A 24876-nucleotide genomic window follows, 5' to 3' on the forward strand; every position below is an offset into this window, starting at 1 on the left:
CGGTTCTGGGCCGACTTTGCCAGGGCCGCCGGGCTCAGGCTTCTCGAAAACTGCGAAACGCCTCCGGCGGCAGGCGGCCCATCAGGCTGAGGCACCCCGGGACGAGCTCCCACGGGAGCTTCCCCGGCACCTGGACCATCGCGCGCAGCCGCCGCTGGTACGCCGAAGGCGGCATGCCGATGCGCTGCGCGAACAGAGCGCTGAAGCTGCCGAGGCTGGAGAATCCTACCTCCATGCACACGTCGGTCACGGAGTGCCGCCCGGCGGCCAGGAGCTGCTTGGCCAGGTCGAGGCGCTGCCGGATGCGATACTGGTGCGGGGTCACGCCGAACACGGCCTCGAACTGCCGGATGAAGTGATAAGGAGAGATCGCCACCTCGCGGGCCACGTCCTCGACCGACAGCTTCACGTCGTGCACCTCGGAAAGCAGGTCGCGTGCCCGACAGAGATTCCTCAGTGCGTCGTGTCCCAGCAGCATCGCCAGCGTCCACGATAGGCTGCGGTGGCGGCGGGCACAAGCGGTGCAGCCCGACCTGGGCTGGCGCAGGCGAGACCTGCCCTGTGCGAGAACCACCCTGGGTCGGCCCATGCCACCTGAATCGGGTCGCCACGCCACAGAGTCGCACGCTCTGTAGGTGGCGGAGTGGCGGGGGAGGTGGCGACCGCCAGGTGTCCGCCGCGTCCGCTGTTGTGGTTGTTATCTTGGTTACTTCGGCCGAGGTTGCTTGCCAATTCAACCCGCGGCCACCTGGCCATCTCAACCCTGGCCACCTCAACCCGGGTCGGGTGGCGCTGCCTCAACCCGGGTCGGGTGGCGATGCCTCAACCCGGGTCGGGTGGCGCTGCCTCAACCCGGGTCGGGTGGCGCTGCCTCAACCCGGGTCGGGCCGCTCGCCGCCTCAACCCGGGTCAGGTCGCTGCCTGGTCAGGTCGCTGCCTGGTCAGGTCGCTCCGCCTCAACCCGGGTCAGGTCGCTCCGCCCAGCGCCCGCTCCTCGGTCAGCCACAGCGACGCCGGCAGACATCGCTTGAGGGGGCGGACGTCGATTGCGCGGCGGACGGAGGTACGCGTCTCGCGGCTGCTGCGCGAGATCAACTGCGGCGCCGGTGGCGCCCCGGCGGCGGGCGGCGCGCGTGGCTGAGAATGGTGCTACATCGCCGGAATCATTCGAAGATATGCCGAGACACATGGCGCTTCGCACCGTCGGCGCTTCGGTCGCCGGTCGCGCGCTCTCCTCAGCGCGCGGCGAGGGCCTGGTCGATCGCATCGCGGAGGACCTCCGCGGGCTGCGCGCCGATGATGCGGCGCCCGTTCACGAAGATCGTCGGTGTGCCCCGGAGACCGAGCCGGGTCGCCTCCGCGTCGTCGGCCGCGACGGCGGCGTCGAGCGCGCTGGAGCGCACATCGCGCTGGAAGCGGGCGAGGTCGAGGCCGAGCCTGGACGCGACGCGCTCCAGCGAGACGTCGTCGAGCGCGCCGTGTGACGCGAAGAGCGCGTCGTGGAACTCCCAGAACCTGCCTTGCTCGTGGGCGGCGAGCGACGCCCTCGCTGCCGCGCGCGCCCGCGCGTGAATCGGCAGCGGACGGTGCTTGTAGGCGACACGGAGCTTGCCCTGGTACTCGGCCTCGAGCTCTCTGAGGGTCCGCGACGCCTTTGCGCAGAAGAGACATTCGAAGTCCGAGAAGATCACGACCGTCACCGGTGCGTCCTCCGGGCCGCGCGCGGGCGCGGCGCCGATTGCCACCGCCTCGACCGGCAGCTGCTCCGGGGGCTCCGCGCCGGCGCTGTGCGCGTCGCAGTCGCAGGACCGGCCCGGGTCGTCGCAGCCCGCGGCCGCGGGGGCGCGCTCCTCCGCAGCGGGCGCGGGGGCGCGCTCCTCCGCAGCGGGCGCGGGGGCGCGCTCCTCCGCAGCGGGCGCGGGGGCGCGCGCCGCCGGGGCACGCTCGCCTCGAGGGAGCGGTTGGCTCTCGGTGTCCCCGCGCGCCTCGGCGCACGCAGGCGCGGAGACGACTGCGGCAAGGAGCGCGAGCACAGCGACACGGGACATCTGGATGGACAGGCATCGAATCGAGCGGATCATCGTGGTTCCTCCTCGGCCGCGCGGCACGGCGCTGCCGGCGCCGCGGCGCGGCGCCCGCTCCCCCGCGGGCCTCACCAGCGCTGTGGCCCGCCAACGTCGCGAGTTACGTGCTACGGCGCGCTGCCCGCCTCGCCGCCCGGAGCCGCGCGATCAGGGGCGACGCGCTCGGCCGCGGCCTCCTCCATCGACGATAGGGCGGGCACACACCCGTCGCAGACGCTCTCGTCGCAGAGGGGCGAGTTTGCGATCACATCGTCCTCGAGCGGCTCCGCGGCGCGCGCTTCAGACGCGCGCACGGCCTCGTCGGTCCGCGCCGGCGGGGGGTCAGCCACCGCCTCGACGGGCGGCGGCCCGGCAGGGCGCGGCTGCGCCGCGACGGCGGCGAGCGCCAGCGCGACGGCCGCGGCCATCGCACGCATCCCCCATGGGGCCGATGCCGACACCGCCCGGCGCCCGCCGGGGCCGTGGCGGACCGGCGGGCCGCGGCGGGCCGGCACGCCGGCGTCCGCGTTCGCCCACGGCGCCGCGTCCTCGACCGCGCGCGCGGGCGTGCCCTCGGCGGCGCGCGCGAGCACCGCGTCGAGCAAGGGCGGCCCGGGGAGCGCCGCCGCGCGCGCTGTGAACAGCCGTTGCTCGGCGCGGAGCCAGCGGAGCTCGGCCGCGCAGCGGCGGCACGCTTCGATGTGCGCGGCGACGCGCTGCGCCTCGGCCGGGTCGAGCGTGCCGTCGGCGTACGCCTCCACCGCCTCGATCGGGCACGCGTTCATCGCTGGCCTCCTTCGTAACGCGCCAGCGCCGCGCGCAGCACCTGCCGGGCGCGGTGGATCTCGACCTTGGTCTTGGGCACGCTCCACTCCATCAGGCGCGCGATGTCCTCGTAGCAGAGGCCGTGGTCGAGCCGGAGCAGCAGCGCCGCGCGGCGGTCCTCGGTGAGCTGCGCGAGCGCGCCTTGCACCACGCCGATGGCTTCCCGGCCGAGCAGATCGTCCTCGGGCGACGGCAGGGCGCTGCCGCCCTCGCCGCGCACTTCCCACGGCTCGAGCGGCGCGTCGTCCACGACCCGCCGCCGGCGCACGCGCGCCCTGCGGAACTCCAGGGACACGTGCCGGGCGATGCCGAAGAGCCACGGCGCTGGGCGTTCGACGGCCTGCAGCGTGTGCAGACGCCGGTAGGCGCGGACGAAGGTCTCCTGCGTCGCGTCCGCCGCGGCGGCGCTGTCCCCGAGGAGGTCGCAGAGGAACCGGTGCACGCCCCGAGCGTGCGCGGCGTAGAGCTCCGCGAGCGTGCGCCGGGTCGCGGCGCAGGCGCGCAGCTCCGTGAGCTGGTCGGCCGGAGCGCTGCGCTCGTCGAGCGCAAGCGCCGTCGCGGCGGGCCACACGTCAGGCATGGATGCCACGCAGCCACTGTGGCCGGGTCTGGCCGGAGGTTACAACAGGCCCTCGACGAAGATGGGGCGCGGGGGCGCGGGGGCGCGGGGGCGCCGTGCTGACCCGACCCGGGTTGACCCCGCGGTCTGCGCCGTGCCCCGACCCGGCTGACCCGACCGACCCGGGTTGACCGCGCGGTCTGCCCCGACCCGGGGTGCTGACCCGACCGACCCGGGTTGACCCCGCGAACCGCTCCGCCGCTCAACCTGAGCCAAGTCGCTGGATCAACCTGGGTCGGATCACTCCGGCCGGGTTGCCGTTTACCGCAACCCGGGTCCGGTTGCCGCGGCTCCGGCGTGGGAGGTCGCGCGGCCAGGCCGGGGGCCGCGTCAGACGGCCGGACGGCGCTTGCCTCGGAGCGCGTCGCGCTGCGCGAGCAGCCACGCGCGCGCCTCGCTCTCCGAGTCGAAGAACTCCAGCGGATAGGGCCGCCCCGTCAGGAGCTGTACGCCCTTCGTGACGAGCGTCACGACGACGCGCACGGAGAAGCTCGCTCCGACGGCCGCGGCCGCATCGAGGCGCGCGGTCCGCATCTCTTCCGCAGCCATCTTGCGGGCCAGCGCCGGGATGACGCCGGCGCGGCGGAGATCGCCGAGAACCAAGACCTCACGACCGCCCTCCACCGTGCGCCGTAATGCGGCCATCATCGCCCGCATCATGTCTTCCGACATATCGCCATGGAGCGCGATGTACAGGATGCCGTCAGGCCCCTCGTGGAGATCGAGGCGTGCTCCCTTGGCGTCGACGTCGCTCATCACCCGCATCTTAGCTCGTCTGGCATCTGACCCGACCCGGGTTGACCCCGCGCGCGGCTCAACCCGGGTCGGGCTGCCCCTCGCCTCAACCCGGGTCGGGCTGCCCCCCGCCTCAACCCGGGTCGGGTTGCCTCCCCTCGCCTCAACCCGGGTCGGGCTGCCCCCCGCCTCAACCCGGGTCGGGTTGCCGCGACCCGGGTCCGGCTGCCCCCGGCTCAACCCGGGTCGGGCTGCCCCCCCTCGGCTCAACCCGGGTCGGGCTGCCTCCCGCCTCAACCCGGGTCGGGCTGCTCCCCTGGCAGGAACGCGCTCTCCTCATACTCGCTGCGGGCATTCCACGCCGCGTAGCCAGCGCAGCCGGCGTCCTCGATCGCCCGGATCTGCTCCCGGACATGCCACGGCGTATATTTGTACCGCCGCATCGGACGCGAGCTGTCCAGGTCGAACGCCTGCACCCAGCTGCGCAGCAGCGCGATCCGCCCCGGCAGATCGGCCACCCTGCGCCAGCCGGCCGACAGCGACGCGTGGACGGTCTCGTACGGGTGATGGGCAGGGTTCGCGAGCCCGAAGCTGCCGGGCCCCCAGTGCGACGGGTACGGCATCGGCATCACGTAATCGAAGAGCTCCACCGCATCCTCCAGCCGCTGGCCCACGCCGTCCTGCGGCCCGAGGAGCGTGATCCCGAACAGATCCGCCGAGATCGGCCGCGACGCCGCGTCGCCGACCTCCGCGCGAAGGAACTCGAAGAAAGCGCGGATCGTCGGCGCCCTCTCCTCGACCGGCGTCCGCGACCGCGGCTCGCGCGCCGCGCCATAGCGCACGTAATCGTAATTGACCTCGTCGAAACCGACCTCGAACGCACGGAGCGAGATCTCCGCGATCTCTCGCCATCGCTCCTCCGAACCTGGATCGTACCAGCCCCGCGGACCTCCCTTGAACGCGACGAGCCGGGCGATGAGGTAGATCCCGGCGTCGCGAAGGGCTCCCAGCCTGGCCCTGGTGGCCTCGTCGCGATCCAGGAGGAGCGCTCCTCCATCCGACCGGACATCGATGACCAGGGAGTTCAGCTCCGTCCGCTGTACCAGGGAGGAGAGCCGATTCATCCGGTCCGCGCTCCTCCCTGCCGCGAAGCTCACGTAAATCGCCTTGGTGACCGTGGGCATGCCGTTCCCCCCGGGCGAACGTAGAGCACGCCGCCGGCCACCCGCACACGAGCCCCCTCGCCCAAGTCACCGTTCCCGGCCGACACACATCGCCCTCGCCGCCCCCTTCGGCCCTCTCCCGCTCTCCCCTCCCCTCCTCGCAACGCAGCCACGCGTCGCCGCGCTCAGGTCGCCAGGAAAGAATGCTCCTGCACCTACGCCAGGATCGTCTCGCGGCCTGGAATCCCGGCCACTCCCCGAGCCCTCCCGCCGCCCGGGTCGCGCCCGAGCTACCCCCGCATGGCCTGGATCGGGCTGATCCGCGCCGCGCGCAGCGCCGGGAAGAAGCCGCCGAGAACGCCCATGATCACGGCGAGCAGCACCGACGCGATCAGGATCCCCGGCGTCGGCTCGAACGTGAACACGATCTCCGAGAAGCTCGCGAAATTGATCGTCGAGAACCGCACGAACCTCATCCCGAGCGCGGCGAGCACGCCGAGCGCCCCGCCGACCAGCGCAAGGAGCACCGACTCGATCAGGAACGACGTGAGGATGCTCAGCCGCGAGAAGCCGAGCGCCCGCAGCGTGCCTATCTCGCGCTGCCGGTTGGCGATCGACGCGTGCATCGTGATCATCGCGCCGATCATCGCGCCGATCGAGAAGAACACCGCGATGAGCACGCCCATCCCCTTGATGAACATGCTCGTCCCCTCGGACTGCTTCTCGTAATACTCGCTCTCGCGCATCACCTCGAGCCCGAGGTTCCGGTTCTGCTCGATCGACGCCTCGAACGCGTCGAACTTGCTCTCCGAGGCGAGCCGCGCGCGCACCGACGACACGCTCCCCTCCCGGCCGAACGCCGCGCGCGCCGTGTGCAGATCGGCCCAGACCTCGGACTCCGACGAGGAGCCGCCGTCCGAGAACACCCCCACCACCTTCACCGGCCGGTTCTTGCGGAGATCGAACGACTCGCCGATCGACAGGCCCTTGAAGCGGCGGTAGATCGCCTGCCCCACGATCACCTCGTCCGTGCCCGGCTGCGCCGGCCGGCCCTCGATGATCTTCACCTGCGAGCGGAACGCGAGCACGTCGTCGGGCACGCCGCGCACCTGGACGTTCGAGACGCCGTCCGTGCCGAGCTTGTCGAGGAGGATCACCGCCACGACCTCCGCCGCCCCGTCCGGCTTGCCGTCCTGCCGCTTCGCCACCTCGGCGCTCGCCAGGATCAAGCCGATCTGCTGCTCCTCGACGCTGCTCGCCATCTCGACGTCCGACCCCTTCCGGATCACGATCGCGACGTCGCTCCGCGCCGTGCGCCCGAGCGTGCGCTCCACGCTGTTCGCGAGCATGAGCACCGAGGCGAACACGAACACCACGAGGCCGAGCCCCGCCGCCGTCGCGACGGTCGTCGTCTTGCGCACCACCAGATTCCGAACGTTGTAAGCGACGGGGATCATCAGCGCTCTCTCCCGCTTTCAGGTGTCCTGGACAGGCTCCGACGTCGATCGCTCACGCCACGCGCCGGAGCGCGTCGGTGACCGAGAGCTTCGAGGCTTGGTGCGCCGGCAGGAGCGACGCGATCAGCGACAGCCCCATCGAGAGCAGCACCGCCATCACCATCGTCAAAGGCTCGATCCGGAAATAAGGGAACATGCCGCCCATGTTCTCCTCCAGCCACCGGCCCATCCCGAGCTCGATGATCGGATAGGCGATCGCGAGCCCCACGAGCCCCGCCAGCAGCCCGATGGTCGCCGCCTCCCCGATGATGAAGATCCGCACGTGCTTCGGCTCGAACCCGAGCGCCCGCAGCACGCCGTACTCGCGCGTCCGCTCCCGCACGCCCATCGCGATCGTGTTGCCGAGGATCATCATCATGATGAGGAGGATGATGACGGACACCACGTTCAGCGCCGTCAGCACGGCCGACATCATCGCCATGAACGACAGGTTCATCGCCCGCTCGCTCATCGTCGCCGTCTGGACGTCCTTCTCATCGAAGATCTTGTCGATCGCCGCGCTGATCTCCGCGCTCCGCGACGGATCCGCGATCCGCGCGGCCATCCAGCCGATCTGGTCGCGATCCCGCTCGGGGATCGACTCGTTCAGGTAATCGTAATGGAAGATGAACTGCGACCGGTCGATCGACTTGCGCGTCGCCGTGTAGATCCCCGACACGTTGAACTGCCACGGGCCGGGGTAGATCGACCCCTCCAGCGTCACCGTGTCGCCCACCTTCACGCCGAGCCGCGTGGCGAGGACGTCGCCCACGATGGCGCCCTTGCGATCGGCCTGCCATCGCTCCATGTCCGCCGGCGAGACCACCATCTCGTCGTAGACCTTGAAGAAGGTCGCCGACTCGACCGCCATCGAGCCGAAAAAATTGGTCGCGTCGCGCGGGTCCTTGCCGCCGAACCAGTTCATGAACGTCCCCTCCGTCACGCCGGGGACCTCGCGGAGCGTGGTCATGTAGCGCTTCGGCAGCGGGAGGATGAACGAGATCTTGTGCCGCGTCGCGATCCGGTCCTTCGCGGCGTAGTCGGCGGCGACGGTCCACGCCGTCAGCACCGTCCGGAGGAGCACGAACGCGAGCACCGCCACCGCCGCGCCGATCACGGTCAGCAGCGTCCTGAACTTGTTCCGGAGGACGTTCCTGGCGGCGACGGAGACGAGGTTCATGACAGGTTCCCCTTGTCGAGCCGGCGCGTCACCGTGGCGCGCTCGGCGGCCTGCGGATCGTGCGTGACCATCAGGATCGTCTTCTTGAACTCCTTGTTGAGCTTCTCCAGGAGCGTCAGGATCTCGTCGGCGCTCTTCCGATCGAGATCGCCGGTCGGCTCGTCCGCCACGATGATCGTCGGGTCGTTCACGATCGCCCGCGCGATCGCCACCCGCTGCTCCTGGCCGCCGGAGAGCTGCCGCGGATAATGGCCCATCCGCTCCTCCAGCCCGACCACGCGCAGCGCCGTCTGCGCGCGCTTCCGCCGCTCGGACGCCGAGAGATCCGTGAGCAGGAGCGGCAGCTCGACGTTCTCGACCGCAGTGAGGACCGGCATCAGGTTGTACGCCTGGAAGATGAACCCCATCGTCCTCGACCGGAAGCGCGCCAGCTCGCCGTCGCTCATCCGCGTGAGCTCCTGCCCCGCCACGCGCGCCGTGCCGCGCGTCGGGCGATCGAGCCCGGCGATGAGGTTCAGGAGCGTCGACTTGCCCGAGCCCGAGGGACCCATCAGCGCCTCGTACGACCCCTCCGGGATATCGAGCGTGATGTCGTCGAGCACCACGATCGGCTCCTTGTCGCGGAAATAGGTCTTGCCGACCCCTTGCAGCTCGACAATGGGCTTCGGCTTCCCGTCGCGATACCCCTCGGTCATTCGCTCCCCTTTCCCTTCTCCTTGATCTTCTGGCCGTCCGCGAGGTCGGCGGGCGGCCTGACCACGAGGCGCGTCCCCGGGGCCGGGCCGTCGAGCAGCTCCAGCCCCCCCGGCGCCGGCCCACCCACCCGGATCGGCGCCATCCTCGTCTGGCCCTGGTCGACAACGAACACCACCTTGGCGCCGGCCCGCTCGACCACCGCGGCCTCCGGGACGACCCGCTTCGGCGGCTCCTTCATCGCCTCCTCGGACAGCGCCTCCGCGAGGAAGCTCACCCGCGCGCTCATCTCCGGCAGCGCCTCCTTCGCCTCCCCGACGAACTTCACCTTGACCGGGATGGTCGCCTTGGCGCGGTTCACCCGCTTGCCGATCTCCAGCGTCGTGCACCGGTGGCGCTTCGACGGATAAGCGTCGAGGACGACCTCGCACGGCTTGCCGGGCTCGATGAGGTAAAGGCGCGTCTCCGGGACGTCGGTCTCGACGACGAGCGACGTGAAGTCGGCGATCTCGACGAGGCGCGGCAGCTCGAGGCCGACGACCTCCCCGACCTCCGGCGGCTTCGTCATGATCGTGCCGCTGATCGGCGCGACGATCTTCCGCTCGGCCAGCGTGACCCGGAGGCTCTCGACGTCGGCCGCGGCGGCCTTGACCTCGGCGTCGGCCGCCGCCGCCGACTGCGCGAGGGCGTTCATGCGCGCGGTCAGGTCCTCCATCGAGGCGCGGCCGGTCACCTGGCGCTCGACCAGCGCCCGCTCCCGAGCGACCTGCTGCTCCACCTCGGCGATGCTCGCCCGGGAAGCGGCGGCGCGCGCCCGCGCCGCGGCGACCTTGGCCTGGGCCGCGGCGACGAGGCTCTTCTGGTCGGCGTCCTCGAGCTCCACGAGCGGATCGCCCGCCTTCACCACGTCGCCTTCCTTCACGAACACCCGGGCGATGCGGCCCGGGATCCTGACCCCGACCCGGGAGACGACCTGCGGGACCACATACCCGGTCGACGTCACCGAGATCGAGGCCTGCGCGGGCGAGACCAGCGCGACCTCGGTGGTGGCGACCTCGGTCTTGAAGATCGCGCTCTGCGCCCTCGGCGCGACGAACAGGGCGGCGCCGGCGACCGCCGCGAGCGCGAGCACGGCGACGAGGGCGGTGCGGAGCGGGCTCCGCCGATCGGGATCGACGTCCCGCCGGATCCGGAGCGATGCGAGATCCGAGCTGAGCTGGTCGGACACGGCGCCTCCTTATCACGCTTCGGGCGTGGCGTTTATATTCTAACGTTAATTCCTGACGGGCGGCGCCAGCCGCTCCCGACACGCGCCCGCAGCGCCACGCCGCGGCCGGCTCGGCGCCTCCCTTGCGGGCCGGCGCCCTGCGCCGTGGCAATCTGCACGTCCCGACTACAATGCATCGCGCGGCGCCCGACGCGAGGGGGCGCGCGAGGTAGGATCGCGGCATGACGATCGCCGGCAGGAGCGAGTGCGCGGACAGGACGGAGTGCCGGTGGGGAGCGCCGGCCCGGGCCGGCCTCGAGGAGCGGCGCCGCCGCGGCCGTCCGGTGCGGCGCCGGGAGGAGGACTCGAGTGGTCGATGACGCGGGCTGCGCGGCCCTGCTGGAGGAGCCGAGGGAGCAGCTCGCCGAGATGCTGCTCCTCGCGGCGCACGTGCTCACCGAGGCGATGGAGACCCCGCGGGTGTGTGAGGCGCTCTACGTCATGGCCCACGTCCCCGCGACCGAGGACCCGCTCCTCCGCGGGGCGGTCGCGCTCTGGGAGAGGCTCGCCCGCGCGCCGAAGATCGTCGTCTGCGCGGACGGCCCCGCGTCCGGCTTCACCGGCGGCGCGGCGTGGCGCCGCAAGCTCCGCGATGTGATGGGCGTCCCGAGCAGCGCCGTCGTCCTCGTCGGTGGAGCGCAGTACCAGAGCGCGGACGGAAAGCCGGCGCTCAACTCGGCCACCGAGGCGCCCCCGGTGGTCCGGTGGTGTCGCGAGAACGGCGTGGCACACCTCACGGTCGTCGCCCACCACTTCCATATCCTCCGCTCGTACCTCGGCTTCATCACGGCCGCGCGCGAGACGCCGGGCCTGCAGGTCTCCCCCTACGCCGTCGCGGCCCTCTCCCGCGACGCGCGACACACGCACTCCCAGGGGACGCTCACCAGCACCTTGCCCGAGCTCGTCGAGAGCGAGATCGCGAAGTGCTTCGCGTACAGGAACCTCGTCCGGCCCGGCGAGGCGCGGGCGATCACGATGGCCCGTTACGCCGAATGCGCCGAAGAGCGCGCCAACCGAGGGGCTGAAGAGCGCGCTGAGCCAGGCGCTGAAGAGCTCGCGGAACGAGGGGCTGAAGAGCGCGCTGAGCCAGGCGCTGAAAGGCGCTCTGCGGTTGAATGAGCGCGGCTGTCCCCGGCGCCGTCAAGACGCCGCCGGACGCCGTGCGCGCCGGTGCGCCGCAACGCTCGTTAGTATGGCTACCTAACTATCGACCGTGGTACCATGAAGGGCTCATGTTGACGGAAAAGCACGGCTGTCGCCTCTGCAAGGGCGCTCACCTGGAGCCGTTCCTCGATCTCGGCGAGCAGCCGCCGGCGAACGCGTTCCTCCGCGAGGAGGCGTTCGCCGCCGAGCGCCGCTTCCCGCTCACGGTCGCGCGCTGCGCCGACTGCGGGTTCGTGCAGCTCCGGCACGCGGTGGATCCGGACCTCCTCTTCCGGGACTACGTCTACGTCTCCTCCACCTCGCCGTCGTTCGTGCGCCACTTCGAGCGGTACGCCCGGGCGATGGACGAGCGGCTCGGGCTCTCCGGCGCCGTCACGCTCGACATCGGCAGCAACGACGGTGTCCTCGTGAAGCCGCTCCGCGCCCTCGGCGCCGAGGCGTACGGGGTGGATCCGGCCGCCGCCATCGCCGGCCGGGCGACCGAGCACGGCGCGCCGACCGCCGTCGGGTACTTCACCGAGGCGTTCGCGAGGGAGTTCGCCGACGAGCGAGGGAAGGCGAAGCTCATCACGGCCAACAACGTCTTCGCGCACATCGACGATCTCGACGACGTCGCGCGCGGCGTGAAGGCGCTCCTCCGGGACGACGGCCTCTTCGTCGTCGAGGCGCCGTACCTCGTCGACTTCCTCGAGCAGCGGCTCTTCGACACCGTCTACCACGAGCACCTGTCGTATCTCTCGGTCGCGCCGCTCGTCCCGTTCTTCGCGCGGTTCGGGCTCGCGCTCGTGGACGTCGGGCACGAGCCGGTCCACGGCGGGTCGCTCCGCCTCTTCGTCGCCCACGCCGGCGCGCGCGCCGTGGGGGCCGCCGTCGCCGAGCGCGTCGCGCGCGAGCAGGCCGCTGGCCTGCACGAGATGGCGACGTTCCGGCGGTTCGCCGGCGAGGTCGAGGAGAACCGGCGCGCGCTGGTCGAGCTGCTCTCCTCGCTCCGCCGGGCGGGCAAGCGCGTCGCCGGGTACGGCGCGCCGGCCAAGGGCAATACGCTCCTCAACCACTTCGGCATCGGCCCGGAGACGCTCGAGTACATCGTCGACGACAACCCGCTCAAGCAAGGCCTCTACACGCCGGGGATGCACATCCCCGTGGTCTCCGCCCGCGAGATCGAGCGGCGGCGGCCGGACTATCTCCTCCTCCTCGCCTGGAACTTCGCGCGGCCGGTGATGGAAGGCCAGCGCGCGTTCGCGGAAAGCGGGGGCAAGTACATCGTGCCGGTTCCAACTCCGACCGTCATCGGGTAAGGGAACGAGCGACATGGATCGGCTCATCGAGGACGAGCTGCGGAGCCTCTCGGGCATGCTCGGCGACGTCGCGCTCCGGTTCGAGGGGAAGACGGTGCTCATCACCGGCGCGGCCGGGTTCATCGGGGGCTACATCGTCGGCGTCCTCCAGGAGCTCAACCGCGGCCGGTTCCGCCGGCCCGCGCAGATCGTCGCGCTCGACAACCTCATCACCGGGACGAAGGAGAGCGGCTTCTTCGACCTCGGCGACCCGAACCTCGTCTTCGAGACGCACGACGTGACGAAGCCGTACCTGCGCGACATCAGGCCCGACTTCATCCTGCACGGCGCCGGCATCGCGTCTCCGGTGTACTACGCCAGGTACCCGCTCGAGACCATCACCGTGGCGGTCGACGGCATCCGCAACGTCCTCGATCTCGCGCGCCGCACGCGCCCCGAGGCGGTGCTGTATTTCAGCTCGAGCGAGATCTACGGCGATCCGGATCCCGCGTTCATCCCCACGCCGGAGGACTACCCCGGGCGCGTCTCGCCCACGGGGCTCCGCGCCTGCTACGACGAGTCGAAGCGCCTCGGCGAGACCCTCGCGATGGTCTATCACCGCCAGTTCGGCGTCCCCGTCACGGTCGTTCGCCCCTTCAACGTCTACGGCCCGGGGATGCGGCGCGACGACTCCCGCGTGCTGCCGAGCTTCCTGAACGCCGCGCTCGACCGGCGGCCCATCGAGATCCACCGCGGCGGGGCGCAGACGCGCACGTTCTGCTACGCGACCGACGCGGTGAACGGCTTCCTGCGGGTGCTGCTGCTCGGCCGCCCCGGCGAGGTCTACAACATCGGCTCCGACGCCGAGGAGATCACCATGCGCGATCTGGCGAAGAGGGTCGAGCGAGCCGCCGGCGAGCCGCTCGACATCGCGCTCGCGGGCTACCCGGAGGGGTATCCGGTGGGCGACCCGAACCGCCGCTGCCCGGACATCACCAAGGCGTCGAGGGAGCTCGGGTATGCGCCGACGATCTCGCTCGATCAGGGCCTGCCCCGGATGCTCGCCTGGTACCGGCTCCTCCGGAGCGCCGAGCGACCGAGCGGCTGAGGTCACCGCGCGACGTCGACGGACTCGACGGAGGCCGTGAGCGCGTTGTCCGCCGCGGAGCGCCCGCCGACGACGATCACCTCGCCGTCGCCCGGGCAGATCAGGGGGCTGAAGTATCGGGTGAACGCGAGCTGCCCCGCGGGCTCCCAGCCGTCGCCGGCGTCGTTGAGCCGGAAGAGGCCGTCGGCGTAGTTGACGTAGAGGTCTTCTTCATCGTTGCACGCGGTCGCGCCGAACCCCTTGATCGGGATCTCCGAGGGGAGCTCGGGGCCTTCCGCCCACGTCTCGGTCTTCGTGTCGAACGAATAGACCGCGCCCGAGAACGACTGCCCCTCGCCGACGCCTCCCACGGCGTAGATCACGTCGCCGCGCCTCGCGACGCCCAGCGAGCGGAGCTTGAACGGCGGCTCCGGCATGGGGACCCACGTTGCGCCCGGCGTGGCCAGATCGATCATGAACCCTCCGGTCAGGAACTCTCCCGCCCCCTTGAGCTCCCAGCCCGCCACGACATAGAGGCGATCGCCCACGACCACGGCCCCGTGCCCCGAGCGCCCCTCGGGCATGTCCGGCAGCGCCTCCCACGTCCCGGCCTCCGGATCGTAGCGCTCCACGGTCGCCACCGAGGTGAGCGCGTCCGGCTCGCCGGCGGCGTTGTCGGCGCGGAGCCCGCCGACCCGGATCACGCGACCGTCGACCGCCGCGAGCGCCGTGCTCTCCAGGTGCTCGACGGTCCCGAGGTCCTCCCACGCGCCGCCGGGCAGGAGCGAGAGGCGCCGAAACGCGCTCGACTGGTTCTCGGCCGCGAAGTCTCCGTCGCCGAGCTTTCCCCCGTAGGTATACAGCGTCTTGTCGACGAGGACGGCGCCGAACGAGCTGACCGCCTCGACGAGATCGGGGTAATCGCGCGCCGTCTTCACCTCCGGCGTCTCGGGCTCCTCCTTCACATCGACCGGCTGCACCCCCTCGTCGCCGCAGCCCAGGGCCATCAGCGCGCTCGCCGCGGCGAGCGCCAGGTACGTGAAACGCAGCGATCGATTCCTGTGCGACATCGTGACGGATCTCCTTCGGTCAAGAACGATTCGATGGATGACGGCATCCCCTCACTCGATCGCGGCTCCGTGCGCGATCCAGCGGCGGATGGTGTCTCTCTCGCCGGCGGAGAGCGGCTTGAGCGTCGGCGGCATGGCGAGGCCGCAGGTCTCGCGGCACGAGAGGATCTCGCACGCGAGCGTGCCGTCGATCTTGTGCATGAGGAAGCTGTGCTCCGGATCTCCCGGCGCCACGCGCTTCATCCCGAGGGCGCCGCCGGCGTCGGCGTTCACGTTCTGTTCCCGGAGGGCGGCGAGCTCTGCGTCGCCGACCTGGTCGGGCGGCGTGTCCGCGGTCGGACCCAGGTAGGGCTGCAAGGACGAGCCGTTCTTGCTCGCGTGGCACGCGGCGCCGGTCGCGCACGAGCGCTGCAGCAGCGGCAGCACCTCCGCCCTGAAGTCGACCGGCGCCCCCGGCTCGAACGCCTCGTAGTCGTAACAGGACCCACCGCCCTGCCCTCCTCCCCCCGCGCTCCCGCCCTGCCCTCCTCCCCCTGCGCTCCCGCCTTCTCCTCCGTCACCGCCGCCCGGGACACCGGGAGCGCCGCGCTCGCCGCAGGCGGAGGCGAGCGCGACAGTCAGCGCGAGGAGACGGCCGAGCCGGGCGCCCCGTGACGGATGGCCGGCCGCGGCGCGCGGATCGTGCTTGAGGGCTTTCGAGCGGGCGAGCTGCATACGGAGGGTCGCCGGGGTGGCTCCGGCGATCGCTGCATACCAGAGCTCGAGGTGGACCGCGTCACCGCCGTCGAGACGGAAAACGGCTCTCCCACGAGCGTTGCGTCCCACCGCGGCCAGGGAATGCTTCGGGCGCCAGCGGGGGCCTGGGCTCCCGTCACGCCAGGCTCCTCCTGCTCTGGCGAGATCGCGCGAACGAAGCGCGATCGCCCGGCGCCGGGGAGAGCCCCGGCCCGCGGGCGTCATGGATGCTGATGCCGCTCGGGTCCGGAGGCCTATACTCGGTCGCCGGCCGGCCAGCCCCTCGCGGCGTGTCGACCCCTCACCGGACTCGAGCCCGCATGCCAGCTTCCCCTGCATCGACCCCGCCTCCCGGGAGCTCCCACCTCCCCGGCGCTCCGGCGCGCTCGCGGCGCTCCTGGCCGGGGTGGGCCGGCTTCTCCTGCGTGCTCCTCCTGGCCATCCTCGTCCCCTTCTTCCTCTTCGCGGACCGCATCGAGGCGGCGGCTCGAGCGCTCCTCGCGTCGCCGCCCTCCGGCGTCGCCGCGGCGCTGGTGCTCGGGGGGCTCCTGGCGAGCGATGTGGTCTTGCCGGTGCCGTCCAGCTTCGTGAGCACGGCCGCGGGCGGCCTGCTCGGGTTCTGGCGCGGAACGGCCGTGTCGTGGGCGGGCATGATGGCGGGCGCGGGGCTCGGCTACCTGCTCGGCGCGCGGGCCGGGGCGCCGGCCTTGCAGCGGATGGTCGGGGCGTCGGAGCTCGCGCGGCTCACGCGCGCCGCCGAGCGGCACGGCCCCTGGTTCCTGCTCCTGTTCCGCGGCGTGCCGGTGCTCTCGGAGGCGTCGGTCGTCTTCGCGGGCGCGGGCCGCATGCCGCTCCGCGCGTTCTTCAGCGTGACGGCCCTGGCCAACCTGGGCATCTCGGCCACCTACGCGGCCGTGGGGGCGTCCGCCGCGCGGCTCACGTCGGTGCTGCTGCTCTTCGCGGGGATCGTGCTGCTCCCGGGGATCGCGCTCTTGGTCGTCCGCTTGCCGGAGTGGCGGCGGAGGGCGGCGCAGAGGCGCGGCGCGTCCGGGTAGTTGGTGCGGGACAAATCCCGCCAGCATTTGTGACACGCGAAGCCAGGATGGCGTGGACAAAGCACCCAGCGTTCCGACAGCGTGGAGGGCGGCATTCGCTTGCAGCCAAGGGAGTCACGTACCGCCACAGCGTAACGACCAAGCGCCGCTCGCCAGGACCAGCCTGCACCGCTGCGGCCTAGGTGGCCGAGGCGCGCGTCGCGCGACATTGGAACCTCGAGCGCGGCGCTGCGGGTTTCAGCACGCGGGATGTTCGCCAGCCAGCTGGCTGGCGAACACCTCCCGCGGTCGGCTCAAGCTACTTCTTGAAACGGTTGTCGTTCAGCAGCTTCCAAGCTTTCTTGTAGTCATACGTTTTCCCTTTTCGGATATCCTCAAGCCTCGTGCTCAACAAATGCGACGGAAACACGCGAAGAATCGAACCTTTACAACATCGACCAATGAACGACATGGCCGTTTCTTGAGGGTTTCTTCGCGCATTGCAGCCTTGAGCCAGCGCGAGCGCCGGACCAGCGAAGGGCGCAACCGGCGTCAGTATCCCAAACAAGCTTGAGATCACGATGCCGACAATGACGACCGTGCGCATCTTCCTTCCTCCCCCCACGCGCCAACGATTGGTCAGTCGAGAGCACCGCCGAGCAACGGCTCAAACGCATGATACGCGTCATAGTTCGTGAAGTGCCGCGCGTATAGCTCCGCGCCGTCGTCCATCGTATCCGACAGAAGACGGCTCACGTCCACGATTCGCTTCAGCTTCCAGCGAACCTCCTGTCCTGCGACGTTGTCGTAGCACGTTTCTTTGTCTTTGCTGCGCTGCTCAGCGCGCGCGAGGGCCTGCTCATCGCTATCGGCGCGTATGAGCACAAAACACTCCTCAAACATGGGTTTGAAGGACGGGTCGGACGACGATGACTCGTAGAGTATGATGGCAACGTAGAGTTCGCCGTTTGCACTGGATTCCATGATTGGCCTCGATTCCATGAGCAGCTTCGTTCCTGCCCGTGCTTCGTCCGAAGGGTGTAGCGTCTGGACGGACCGGTTCTACTTGTGGCTGCCTCGTCAGAAGGATGCACGGCCCGCCGCTTTGGGGTCGGTACGATTCGACGCTGGCGACCTCGGGCTCCCCTCAGCGGGGCGAGACGGCGGCCGTCGGGGGGCGCCGTGGGCGAGCAAACCGTCGAGCCGGTGCGCGGCCGGCTGAACCTCGACACGACCTTCGTCCCGGCGAGCCGCGACGGCGTGCCCGTCTACGTGTCCGAGGTCCGCCCGGGCGACACCATCTACATCGCCGGCTCGGTGCGCAGCGAGATCGACTTGCCGGAGTGGCGGCGGAGGGCGGCGCAGAGGCGCGGCGCGTCCGGGTAGCGTGACGCACGGCTTCGACAGCTCGCGGTGCGCCCCGGAGAAGTCGATCGGCACGCGCGCGGGCGGCTCGAATTTGGACGCTCCGGCGTGCCCGCTCGGTGAGCGCACGGCGCTCGTCGCGCCCCGAGGCAGCGCATCGGCGAGGGCGACCTTGACGCTCGCGGCGCCGGAGCGCTGACGAGCCGCAGCGGCCGCGCGGTCGTGCCTCCTGCCGCGATCCGCTTGGCCCGCTTGGCCAACCCGAACCCGATCCACGCGGCCCACAGGGCCACGATCGCGCAGCCGCGTGAGAGGGTCGCGAAACCGACCAGGACGCAACGCGTAGCACCATCGAACGACGCGCCACGGGCCATCGCAGGCCGAGGCGGCCGCCATGCGGCCGCCATGCGGCCGCCATGCGGCCGCTCCGGTCTCCGTGGCGCGTCGGAGCAACGATCGCTGCCACGCGGCTTGCGCCGCGGCTCAGCGAGGGGCTGTCCGGCTCGCCGTCTCCAGAGATGGCGGAGGCGAGCGGCGGTCCGTCAATGCCACGAAGGAGATCATTTCATGCGACGTGTAAGCTTCATGATAACGACCTCTTGCGCCCTCGCGCTCGGCGCCTGCGCGCAAGCGCCCGACGCGGATGAGCAGCTGTTCGATCAGGTGGGGCAGGCCCTCACGACCCCGGCGTCGGTGTTCGGGTTCGAGAGCGCCGCCGACTGGACGGTGACCGGCGCCACGAAGAGCGCGAGCGCCGACAGCTCGCAGGGCGCCTCCGCGCTCGCGCTGCGGAGCTTCAACTTCGCGGAGCTCCGGTCCGCGCCGCTCTCGACCGTGTCGGGCGTGACATCGACCCTCGCCTTCGACCTGAAGCCGCCGGTCTCGCCCGCCTTCGGCACCGCGCAGCTCTATGTCGATATCCCGTCCCGCGGCGTCCACAGCGTCTACCTGGGCCAGGTGAGCCTCGCCGGGCTCGCCGCGGGCGCGTACGCGCCGGTTTCGTTCAGCGTACCGGCGAGCATCGTCACCGCCCTGCAACAGACCTACAGCGATCTGACGTTCAAGATCGCCTTGAACGTCCCGCACACGACCGCCGACTACCTGATCGACAACCTGCGCTTCGTGGGCGGCACGTCTGGCGTTCCCTCGAAGGTGGAGCTGCGCCTCTCGGACGCCGACGATCGGGTCGCCGTCTCGGTCGGCGGCATCCAGCGGAGGATGTTCCACTTCGGCGAGGCGGACCTCGGCCAGCGCATCGACGTGAGCGACTGGTTCGGGAGCGGCGCCAACGATCTCCGCGTTCAGCTGCTCAACAATGGAGGCCCGGCGAGCGCCGGCGTCGAGCTCTGGGTGGACGACGCGCTCGTCGTGAGCGAGTCGTGCCCGGCGACGCTGTGCAACGGGTCGGACGTGTGGCGGGGGATCGTGTGGGATCGGACGTTCTCCGTGAGCACCCCGAACCGGCCCGCGCTCCAGCCCGTCACCGTGACGGCCCAAGGCGCGACGCCAGGCAAGGTGTACGTGAACGACGTCTTCACCGGTCGGACCACGCCCACCACCCTCTCGCTCCCGCCGGGCGATTACACGATCGGCGTCGGGATTGGCACCGAGCTGCCGCCGGCCGACTACACCGGCTCGTTCTACGAGCAGGACGTGACCGTCGGCTCCTCGCCCGTGAACGTCAACGCCACGGCGAGCGCGCCGCTCGGGATCCAGGAGGTGACGCGCATCGCGATCCTGCCCATCCGGAACAGCATCAACTACGTCCCCTCGCTGGGCAGGCCGGACGCGTCGAACACGGGCGTGCTCTTCGAGGAGGACGTCGATGACCTCCTGGCGCAGGCCGAGGCCACCAACGATCTGTGGTTCCGGCCGCTGTCCTACGGGCTCGCGACCTGGGAGTTCGAGGTGCTGCCCACCATCGAAAACGTGCCGATCTACGAGCAGACACACGACGGGTGGGACACCACGCGCTTCCTGGCGGAGGCCGGGACCGCGCACCTGGCCAGCCAGTACGACATGATCGTGTATTTCTTCTCGCAGCACCGGGCCGACGGCTCCTCGGTCGATGACGTGTCCAACATCGTGTGGGCGTTCGACGGCACGAACGTCGGGTTCTCGACCAGCTACACCGCAGGGAAGCCGGACCTCCTGAACGCCGAGTTCCTTCACGAGGTGATGCACAACTACGAGGATTACAACGAAAACGCGCTGCGCCTCTACAACGGCATCGACGGCCTGCACGGCGGCCATCAGCACGGCTATTACGACAACTCCAACGGCGAGGTGAATTTCGTGCACTTCTATCGCCACCTCCTGCGCGGCCAGGTCGACGAGCTCGGCGGCATGCGGATCGACCTCCAGTGGCCGGCCATCGGGGCGGTATCGCCGAGCTCGGACCTCTACCTCGGCTTCTTCCCCGTCCTGCGCCACGGCTTCCGCGTGCCGTGACGCTGCCGGCGGCTCCGCGCCCCGACGCGGCGCGGAGCCGCCGCGAGCCGCTCCGCCTCGAAGAGGGTAGCTCCTCCCGCCTCCGCTCCCGTCAGGGCATCGGGTACACGAGCGAGAGCCCGGCGACGCACATCTCGTCGAACGTGCTCCCCTCGCCGTAGGCCACGTCGATCGTCGAGATCATGTTCGCCTCCTTGAGCGCCTTGACCACGTACGGGTTCTCCGTCGAGTTGTTGTACGTGCACCGGATCTGGAGCACATCGCCCGGCTCGAGCGTCGGGAGCGTCTCGATGGGCGCGTCGTACGAATACGAGCGCTGCCAGCCGAACTCCCACTTCGGGGCGTGCGCCAGGCACTCCTCCTTGGGTTGATCGGGTGAGCCGTTCGCCCGCGTGACCGTCACCTTCTCGTCGAAGCCCAGGTAGTGCATGTGCAGAAATTCGCCATAGATGCGCGTGCCCGGCGGGAACGGCATCTGTTGCGCTTCGGGCAAGTCCGGGGGCGGGACCGTGAACTGCTGCGTCTCCACGTGATCCTTGCTGTCCGCGGGGATCAGGAACTCGACGCCGTCCTTGTCGCCCGGCCCGGGGAGCAGCCCGAAGCCAAACTCGTTGACCGGATCGTCGAAGTTGCCGATCAGGTAGTACAGGAAGCCGTACTTCGGCTTCTCTTTGGTGAGCCTGAGCTGGATGCGCGTCAGGTCCGGGTCGGCCGTCGTGCCGGCGGGGTGGTAGTGGATCTGCATCACGAGGAGCGACCCCTTCGGGATCAGCTGACCCACCCCCTCGGGCAGATCGACCGGGTCGGTGCCGGGAGCCCAGGCTGTGAGCATCTGGAGCGAGTCCACATCCATGCCCATCGGGACATCGCCGGCGCCACACGGAAAGCTCCCGTCGGGGCCGGCCAGGCTCGCGGACGTACCCTCCGGATCGATGGAGATGATCCCATGGTGAACGACCTTGTGGTTGCCGGGCACCATCTGTACACCATTGAGGTACTGGTCCTCGGTGAGCCCGGGATCGATGACGAAGCAGCGGAACTCGTCCAGCTCACCGGAGGTGACGTAGGGCTCGTTCGGATGAACCTCGAGGGTCATGCCCGGCATGTCGGGGCTCTTCGGCACGAACGAGGGAGGAGCGTCCTTCGGATCGCCCTCGGGGGCGCCGGCCTTGCTCCAGGCCTCCAGCGTGCTGATCTCCTCGTCGGACAGGCGGATGTCGCCCTTCCACGCGTGACGGGTCGAGCACTCGTCCGTGTCGCGCACGGCGAAGGGCGGCATCGTGCCCGCCTTGGTCGACTGGACCATGAGCGCCGCGACAGCCTTGGCGTCGTCGTACGCGGTAAGGCTGAAGGGCGCGATGTTGCCCTCGGAGTGGCAGCCCATGCAGCTCCGCTGCAGGATGGGCTCGACGTCTTTGTGGAACGTCGGGCTGCTCCCGGCAGCCTGGGGCTCCGTGGGCTCGTCGCCCCCGGAGCAGCCCGTGAACGAGGCGACGGCTGGCAGGGCGAGGGCGAGGGTCAGGGCGGACCGCGAGACTCGGGCGACGGAACGCGAACGTGTTGAAGCAGGCATGAGACCTCCGGGCAGCCGGGTCCTTCAAGAGCGGAGGGGCCGGGCGCTTGGTAAGGAGCCACGTCTTGTTCGACTGCGTTTGATATATGTGTACTATGCATATAGTTGCCCCGCCCGAACGTCAAGAGAATTTGTGCAAAATACACGCATCACAAAAAAGAAGCTCCGCGAGCTCCACAGGAGCTCGAGCCCATCGCTACGGAGGTCTGGTTCTTGAACCGTGACCGGTGTTCGATCCGCTTCGACAGCGGCCGCAGCCGGCTCCGTCCTAGGCGACGTCGGGCCGTGTCATCAGCGGCGAGCGCAGGTGCAGCTCCAGGTCGGAGGTGGTCAGGGGCAGCGTGACCCAGGTGGCCGTCGCGGTCCCCGCGTCGGCGTCGACCGCCACCCGGACCCGGTGCGGGCTGGTGATGACGTGGAGCTCGGCGACGAACGTCCCGCCCTGCCAGGCGCCAGACGCGACGACGGGCCGGCCGAGCGGCGCGCTCTCCCGCCAGGCACCGTGGCCCACCTCGAGGTCGAGGAGCGACCCGAGTCGCAGGCGCCACCCGGCGTCGGTCGGATCGACGACCACCGTGGTTCCATCGGGCAGGGCCGAGCTCTCGGCGGAGGCGTCGAGCCTCGCCGTGACGGAACGCTGCGGGCCGGCCGAACCCCGCACCTGCGCGAGGGACAGCCCTCCCAGCCGGTCGGCGAGGAGCTCGTCGTCGCGCGAGCCGTCCGGATGGCCGACGCCGGGGAGCAGGCACGCCCATACGGCGTCGAGCACGTCCTGAGCGTGCTGGACCTCCTGCTGGGCGCCGGTCACGGCGACCACCAGGTCGTGCGACGGGACGACCACGCAGTGCTGGCCGAACGCGCCCTTACCGTGATAGCCGTGGCGCGACATCCAGAACTGGTAGCCGTAGCCGCAGAGGAAGTCGGGGCCGTCGTCTCCCTCCGCCTGGTGCCGGCCGTCGATCTGCCGGCGGGTCGCGAGCTCCACCCACGCGCGTGGGACGAGCTGCTGCCCGTTCCAGAGACCGTCGCGCAGCAGCAGCTCGCCGAAGGCGGCGACGGCTTCGGTCCGCAGGTGCAATCCGTGGAACCCGAAGGCGACACCGCTCGCGACGCGGTCCCACTCGGCGTCCTCGATGCCCATCGGCTTGAAGAGGCGCTCGTCGAGCAGCTCCGGGAGGCCGACGCCGGTGACCCGCTCCACCATCCGGGCCAGGATATAGGTGGTGGCGTTGTCGTAGGTGTGCCGCGTTCCCTCGGGTGCGTCGAACGGCACGCGCAAGAAGCCCTTCACGAGGTCGTGGGGTTCCAGCCCCCAGGCCTTGGTGAGGCTGTCCGTGTCGTGCCCGGTCGTCATGGACAGCAGGTGGTGAACGGTGATGCGGCGCCCCTGCTCGGAGACATCGGAGGGGACGTGGTCGGGCAGGACGTCCACCACCCGGTCGCCCAGGGCGAGCAGCCCGTCGGCGATCGCGAGCCCCACGGCGATCGACGTGAACGACTTGGTCAGCGAGTAGAGAAGGTGCGGGCGCTCGGCCGAGTACGGCGCCCACCACCCTTCGGCGACGACGTGCCCGCGGTGCACGACCATGACGGAGTGGCACTCGACGGAACGGTCCTCGAGGCGGTCCAGCATCGCGGCGATCGAACGGGACGACACTCCCGAGGCGGCCGGGGTCGAACGCGGCAGCAGCGCACGCTGAGACGACATCCCGGCACCATAGCGCAGGTGGGCGCCACGCGCTGCGGCATGACGCGAGCTCAACCTCGCAACGCGGTCACCGCAGGCAGCCCGCTGCCAGAGGTGTCGACGCGCATCACATCGAGGATCCCGCTGAAGATCTCCGCCTCGCTGGTCTGCCGCCCCTTGTCCGGCGCGCCCGTCGTCGGATCGAACCCATAGGTCAGGCCCGTATCCGGGTCGACGCCGCCGAGGACGCGGTTCCCCTTGAGCATCGGCGACACCAGCAGAACGCCGTTGTTCAGATCGTGCGAGCTACCGAAATCCTCCTGCCCCCCGACCCTGGCCCTCGTGCGCCCGAACTCGGTGGCGACGTAGATCAGCGTGCGGTCCCACAGCGATGCGCCGCTGTCGTCGGCCGGCGTCTGCTTGAGCAGCCCGATGAGCGCGTCGGTCACCTTCAGGATCCGGCTCCACATCACGGCCTGCATCGAACGATGGTAATTGTGAGCGTAATCGAAGGCGACCGGCGCATTGACGAGGGTGTTGGAGCTCTTATCGATGAGGACGCGGGTGGTCGGCCAGATGGTCGCCGTCACGCAGACCTGGTTCTTGAACAATAGATAGGCCAAGGCCGCCTGCGCCTCCAAAGGATCGGCGTCGAGCAACGGGAAGGTCTCTCGCAGCATCGCCGCTTCAGGAGATGATTCGACGTTGTAGTCCGAAAGGGGGTAGTCTTTCGAATCCTGCAAGAGGCACAGCTTCTCGAGCAGGGCGCGCGCTTCAAGGTTCGTCCGCGCTTTCGCGCGCTGCTCGGCCCACAGCCGGAGCGGCTCGGCCTGGCCAAACGCCTGGAGGAACGGGCTCTGCGGCTCGATCTGCTCGTCGCGCAGCCGCCGCGCCTCGTCGAGCAGCGCCGACGGCGGAGCCGCCTTGATGCCCTTGCGCGCGTCGAGGCCGAGGGACCAGGTCGAGGGTTGGGCGATCAGCTCCGAGAAGCAGCGCGACGGCAGCGTCTCATCGTGGCCCCGATCCGCGAAGCCTCCAGAGGTCATGTTGATGTTTGGGATGGAGAAGTCATCGCCGTACTCCTTCGCCACGCACTCCTGCAGGGTGCGCCCACGCCACGCCTCGTTGCCCGTGATCGAGCGGCGCTGACCGACGAAGTGATTGACGCTCGACCCCGTCAGCGTCGCCACGAGCATCTGCTCGCGGTGGGCCCGTACGAACGACGACTGCTTCGCACGCAGCGGAAAGGGGAACGGCCCCGCCGTCGGGCGCTCGATGTCGACCGCGCGCAGCGGCGAGCCGTCGAAACCCTTCACCTCGTCGTCCGGGAACGAGTTGATCGTCTCCCAGCGCGCCGACTCGCTGTGGCGCACGGCGAGCATGCTGTCGACG

Annotated in this window: 23 protein-coding genes; 6 read left to right on the forward strand and 17 right to left on the reverse strand. The window is 70.3% G+C overall.

What is annotated here, in order from left to right; all coding sequences use genetic code 11:
- Positions 1-34: 34 nt before the first annotated feature.
- From WME83_RS39500 to WME83_RS39545, 10 genes are all read right to left on the reverse strand, one after another.
- Complete coding sequence (locus WME83_RS39500) at positions 35-409, reverse strand: helix-turn-helix transcriptional regulator (protein WP_437314868.1); 375 nt, start codon at positions 407-409, stop codon at positions 35-37.
- Between the two features lie 826 nt (positions 410-1235).
- The gene (locus WME83_RS39505) at positions 1236-2048 is read right to left on the reverse strand and encodes a DsbA family protein (protein ID WP_437314869.1); all 813 of its coding nucleotides are present in this window, start codon (positions 2046-2048) and stop codon (positions 1236-1238) included.
- 143 nt (positions 2049-2191) lie between these two features.
- Positions 2192-2848, reverse strand: coding sequence for a zf-HC2 domain-containing protein (locus WME83_RS39510; RefSeq protein ID WP_437314870.1), 657 nt, complete (start codon positions 2846-2848; stop codon positions 2192-2194).
- Entirely contained in the window at positions 2845-3468 is a 624-nt protein-coding gene (locus WME83_RS39515) for an RNA polymerase sigma factor (protein WP_437314871.1), read from the reverse strand. Before WME83_RS39515 ends, WME83_RS39510 begins: the two co-directional genes overlap by 4 nt.
- A gap of 369 nt (positions 3469-3837) precedes the next feature.
- A complete protein-coding gene (locus WME83_RS39520) occupies positions 3838-4263 on the reverse strand; it encodes an STAS/SEC14 domain-containing protein (protein ID WP_437314872.1) in 426 nt (141 codons plus the stop codon).
- A gap of 272 nt (positions 4264-4535) precedes the next feature.
- On the reverse strand, positions 4536-5426 hold the full coding sequence (locus WME83_RS39525; RefSeq protein WP_437314873.1) for a putative glycoside hydrolase: 891 nt from the start codon (positions 5424-5426) through the stop codon (positions 4536-4538).
- Between the two features lie 269 nt (positions 5427-5695).
- A complete protein-coding gene (locus tag WME83_RS39530) occupies positions 5696-6862 on the reverse strand; it encodes an ABC transporter permease (protein WP_437314874.1) in 1167 nt (388 codons plus the stop codon).
- Positions 6863-6914: 52 nt separating this feature from the next.
- A complete protein-coding gene (locus WME83_RS39535; protein ID WP_437314875.1) occupies positions 6915-8081 on the reverse strand; it encodes an ABC transporter permease in 1167 nt (388 codons plus the stop codon).
- Positions 8078-8776, reverse strand: coding sequence for an ABC transporter ATP-binding protein (locus WME83_RS39540; protein ID WP_437314876.1), 699 nt, complete (start codon positions 8774-8776; stop codon positions 8078-8080). The genes WME83_RS39535 and WME83_RS39540 overlap by 4 nt, the downstream gene beginning before the upstream one ends.
- Entirely contained in the window at positions 8773-10002 is a 1230-nt protein-coding gene (locus tag WME83_RS39545) for an efflux RND transporter periplasmic adaptor subunit (protein WP_437314877.1), read from the reverse strand. The genes WME83_RS39540 and WME83_RS39545 overlap by 4 nt, the downstream gene beginning before the upstream one ends.
- Before the next feature lie 348 nt (positions 10003-10350).
- On the opposite strand from WME83_RS39545, the gene WME83_RS39550 reads away from it, so the two are divergent.
- The 3 genes from WME83_RS39550 to WME83_RS39560 all read left to right on the forward strand — a co-directional run bounded on the left by WME83_RS39550 (position 10351) and on the right by WME83_RS39560 (position 13590).
- The gene (locus WME83_RS39550) at positions 10351-11160 is read left to right on the forward strand and encodes a hypothetical protein (protein WP_437314878.1); all 810 of its coding nucleotides are present in this window, start codon (positions 10351-10353) and stop codon (positions 11158-11160) included.
- Between the two features lie 113 nt (positions 11161-11273).
- A complete protein-coding gene (locus WME83_RS39555; RefSeq protein ID WP_437314879.1) occupies positions 11274-12503 on the forward strand; it encodes a methyltransferase domain-containing protein in 1230 nt (409 codons plus the stop codon).
- A gap of 13 nt (positions 12504-12516) precedes the next feature.
- The gene (locus WME83_RS39560; protein WP_437314880.1) at positions 12517-13590 is read left to right on the forward strand and encodes an NAD-dependent epimerase/dehydratase family protein; all 1074 of its coding nucleotides are present in this window, start codon (positions 12517-12519) and stop codon (positions 13588-13590) included.
- Between the two features lie 2 nt (positions 13591-13592).
- On the opposite strand, the gene WME83_RS39565 is transcribed toward WME83_RS39560, so the two are convergent.
- Both WME83_RS39565 and WME83_RS39570 read right to left on the reverse strand, forming a co-directional pair.
- Complete coding sequence (locus tag WME83_RS39565) at positions 13593-14639, reverse strand: Kelch repeat-containing protein (RefSeq protein ID WP_437314881.1); 1047 nt, start codon at positions 14637-14639, stop codon at positions 13593-13595.
- A gap of 51 nt (positions 14640-14690) precedes the next feature.
- The gene (locus WME83_RS39570; protein ID WP_437314882.1) at positions 14691-15353 is read right to left on the reverse strand and encodes a hypothetical protein; all 663 of its coding nucleotides are present in this window, start codon (positions 15351-15353) and stop codon (positions 14691-14693) included.
- 341 nt (positions 15354-15694) lie between these two features.
- Here WME83_RS39570 and WME83_RS39575 point away from each other — a divergent pair, with 341 nt between their 5' ends.
- Positions 15695-16429 carry a TVP38/TMEM64 family protein gene (locus WME83_RS39575; protein WP_437314883.1) on the forward strand — a complete coding sequence of 245 codons (735 nt, stop codon included), beginning with the start codon at positions 15695-15697 and terminating at the stop codon, positions 16427-16429.
- A 298-nt stretch (positions 16430-16727) separates the two neighbouring features.
- Here WME83_RS39575 and WME83_RS39580 read toward each other — a convergent pair whose 3' ends face one another.
- The gene (locus WME83_RS39580; protein ID WP_437314884.1) at positions 16728-17015 is read right to left on the reverse strand and encodes a hypothetical protein; all 288 of its coding nucleotides are present in this window, start codon (positions 17013-17015) and stop codon (positions 16728-16730) included.
- A 32-nt stretch (positions 17016-17047) separates the two neighbouring features.
- Positions 17048-17392 carry a DUF4288 domain-containing protein gene (locus tag WME83_RS39585; RefSeq protein WP_437314885.1) on the reverse strand — a complete coding sequence of 115 codons (345 nt, stop codon included), beginning with the start codon at positions 17390-17392 and terminating at the stop codon, positions 17048-17050.
- 198 nt (positions 17393-17590) lie between these two features.
- On the opposite strand from WME83_RS39585, the gene WME83_RS39590 reads away from it, so the two are divergent.
- Positions 17591-17794 carry a hypothetical protein gene (locus WME83_RS39590; RefSeq protein ID WP_437314886.1) on the forward strand — a complete coding sequence of 68 codons (204 nt, stop codon included), beginning with the start codon at positions 17591-17593 and terminating at the stop codon, positions 17792-17794.
- Between the two features lie 564 nt (positions 17795-18358).
- The gene (locus tag WME83_RS39595; RefSeq protein ID WP_437314887.1) at positions 18359-20224 is read left to right on the forward strand and encodes a hypothetical protein; all 1866 of its coding nucleotides are present in this window, start codon (positions 18359-18361) and stop codon (positions 20222-20224) included.
- A 91-nt stretch (positions 20225-20315) separates the two neighbouring features.
- On the opposite strand, the gene WME83_RS39600 is transcribed toward WME83_RS39595, so the two are convergent.
- From WME83_RS39600 to WME83_RS39610, 3 genes are all read right to left on the reverse strand, one after another.
- Positions 20316-21608 (reverse strand): hypothetical protein, encoded by a 1293-nt coding sequence (locus WME83_RS39600; protein WP_437314888.1) that lies wholly within the window; start codon positions 21606-21608, stop codon positions 20316-20318.
- Between the two features lie 457 nt (positions 21609-22065).
- Positions 22066-23505: a serine hydrolase domain-containing protein gene (locus WME83_RS39605; protein WP_437314889.1), complete on the reverse strand. Its 1440-nt coding sequence runs from the start codon at positions 23503-23505 to the stop codon at positions 22066-22068.
- A gap of 50 nt (positions 23506-23555) precedes the next feature.
- Positions 23556-24866 (reverse strand): hypothetical protein, encoded by a 1311-nt coding sequence (locus WME83_RS39610; RefSeq protein WP_437314890.1) that lies wholly within the window; start codon positions 24864-24866, stop codon positions 23556-23558.
- Positions 24867-24876: the final 10 nt, after the last annotated feature.

The sequence above is a fragment of the Sorangium sp. So ce385 genome, from assembly GCF_051474135.1.
Classification (GTDB): Bacteria; Myxococcota_A; Polyangia; order Polyangiales; family Polyangiaceae; genus Sorangium; species Sorangium cellulosum_D.

Coding starts and splice junctions, on each gene's coding strand:
- WME83_RS39505 (WP_437314869.1), bottom strand. CDS start 2,048: ATGTCCCGTGTCGCTGTGCTCGCGCTCCTTGCCGCAGTCGTCTCCGCG.
- WME83_RS39510 (WP_437314870.1), bottom strand. CDS start 2,848: ATGAACGCGTGCCCGATCGAGGCGGTGGAGGCGTACGCCGACGGCACG.
- WME83_RS39515 (WP_437314871.1), bottom strand. CDS start 3,468: ATGCCTGACGTGTGGCCCGCCGCGACGGCGCTTGCGCTCGACGAGCGC.
- WME83_RS39520 (WP_437314872.1), bottom strand. CDS start 4,263: ATGAGCGACGTCGACGCCAAGGGAGCACGCCTCGATCTCCACGAGGGG.
- WME83_RS39525 (WP_437314873.1), bottom strand. CDS start 5,426: ATGCCCACGGTCACCAAGGCGATTTACGTGAGCTTCGCGGCAGGGAGG.
- WME83_RS39530 (WP_437314874.1), bottom strand. CDS start 6,862: ATGATCCCCGTCGCTTACAACGTTCGGAATCTGGTGGTGCGCAAGACG.
- WME83_RS39535 (WP_437314875.1), bottom strand. CDS start 8,081: ATGAACCTCGTCTCCGTCGCCGCCAGGAACGTCCTCCGGAACAAGTTC.
- WME83_RS39540 (WP_437314876.1), bottom strand. CDS start 8,776: ATGACCGAGGGGTATCGCGACGGGAAGCCGAAGCCCATTGTCGAGCTG.
- WME83_RS39555 (WP_437314879.1), top strand. CDS start 11,274: ATGTTGACGGAAAAGCACGGCTGTCGCCTCTGCAAGGGCGCTCACCTG.
- WME83_RS39560 (WP_437314880.1), top strand. CDS start 12,517: ATGGATCGGCTCATCGAGGACGAGCTGCGGAGCCTCTCGGGCATGCTC.
- WME83_RS39565 (WP_437314881.1), bottom strand. CDS start 14,639: ATGTCGCACAGGAATCGATCGCTGCGTTTCACGTACCTGGCGCTCGCC.
- WME83_RS39570 (WP_437314882.1), bottom strand. CDS start 15,353: ATGCAGCTCGCCCGCTCGAAAGCCCTCAAGCACGATCCGCGCGCCGCG.
- WME83_RS39575 (WP_437314883.1), top strand. CDS start 15,695: ATGCCAGCTTCCCCTGCATCGACCCCGCCTCCCGGGAGCTCCCACCTC.
- WME83_RS39580 (WP_437314884.1), bottom strand. CDS start 17,015: ATGCGCACGGTCGTCATTGTCGGCATCGTGATCTCAAGCTTGTTTGGG.
- WME83_RS39585 (WP_437314885.1), bottom strand. CDS start 17,392: ATGGAATCCAGTGCAAACGGCGAACTCTACGTTGCCATCATACTCTAC.
- WME83_RS39595 (WP_437314887.1), top strand. CDS start 18,359: ATGATAACGACCTCTTGCGCCCTCGCGCTCGGCGCCTGCGCGCAAGCG.
- WME83_RS39600 (WP_437314888.1), bottom strand. CDS start 21,608: ATGGGCTGCCACTCCGAGGGCAACATCGCGCCCTTCAGCCTTACCGCG.
- WME83_RS39605 (WP_437314889.1), bottom strand. CDS start 23,505: ATGTCGTCTCAGCGTGCGCTGCTGCCGCGTTCGACCCCGGCCGCCTCG.
- WME83_RS39610 (WP_437314890.1), bottom strand. CDS start 24,866: ATGCTCGCCGTGCGCCACAGCGAGTCGGCGCGCTGGGAGACGATCAAC.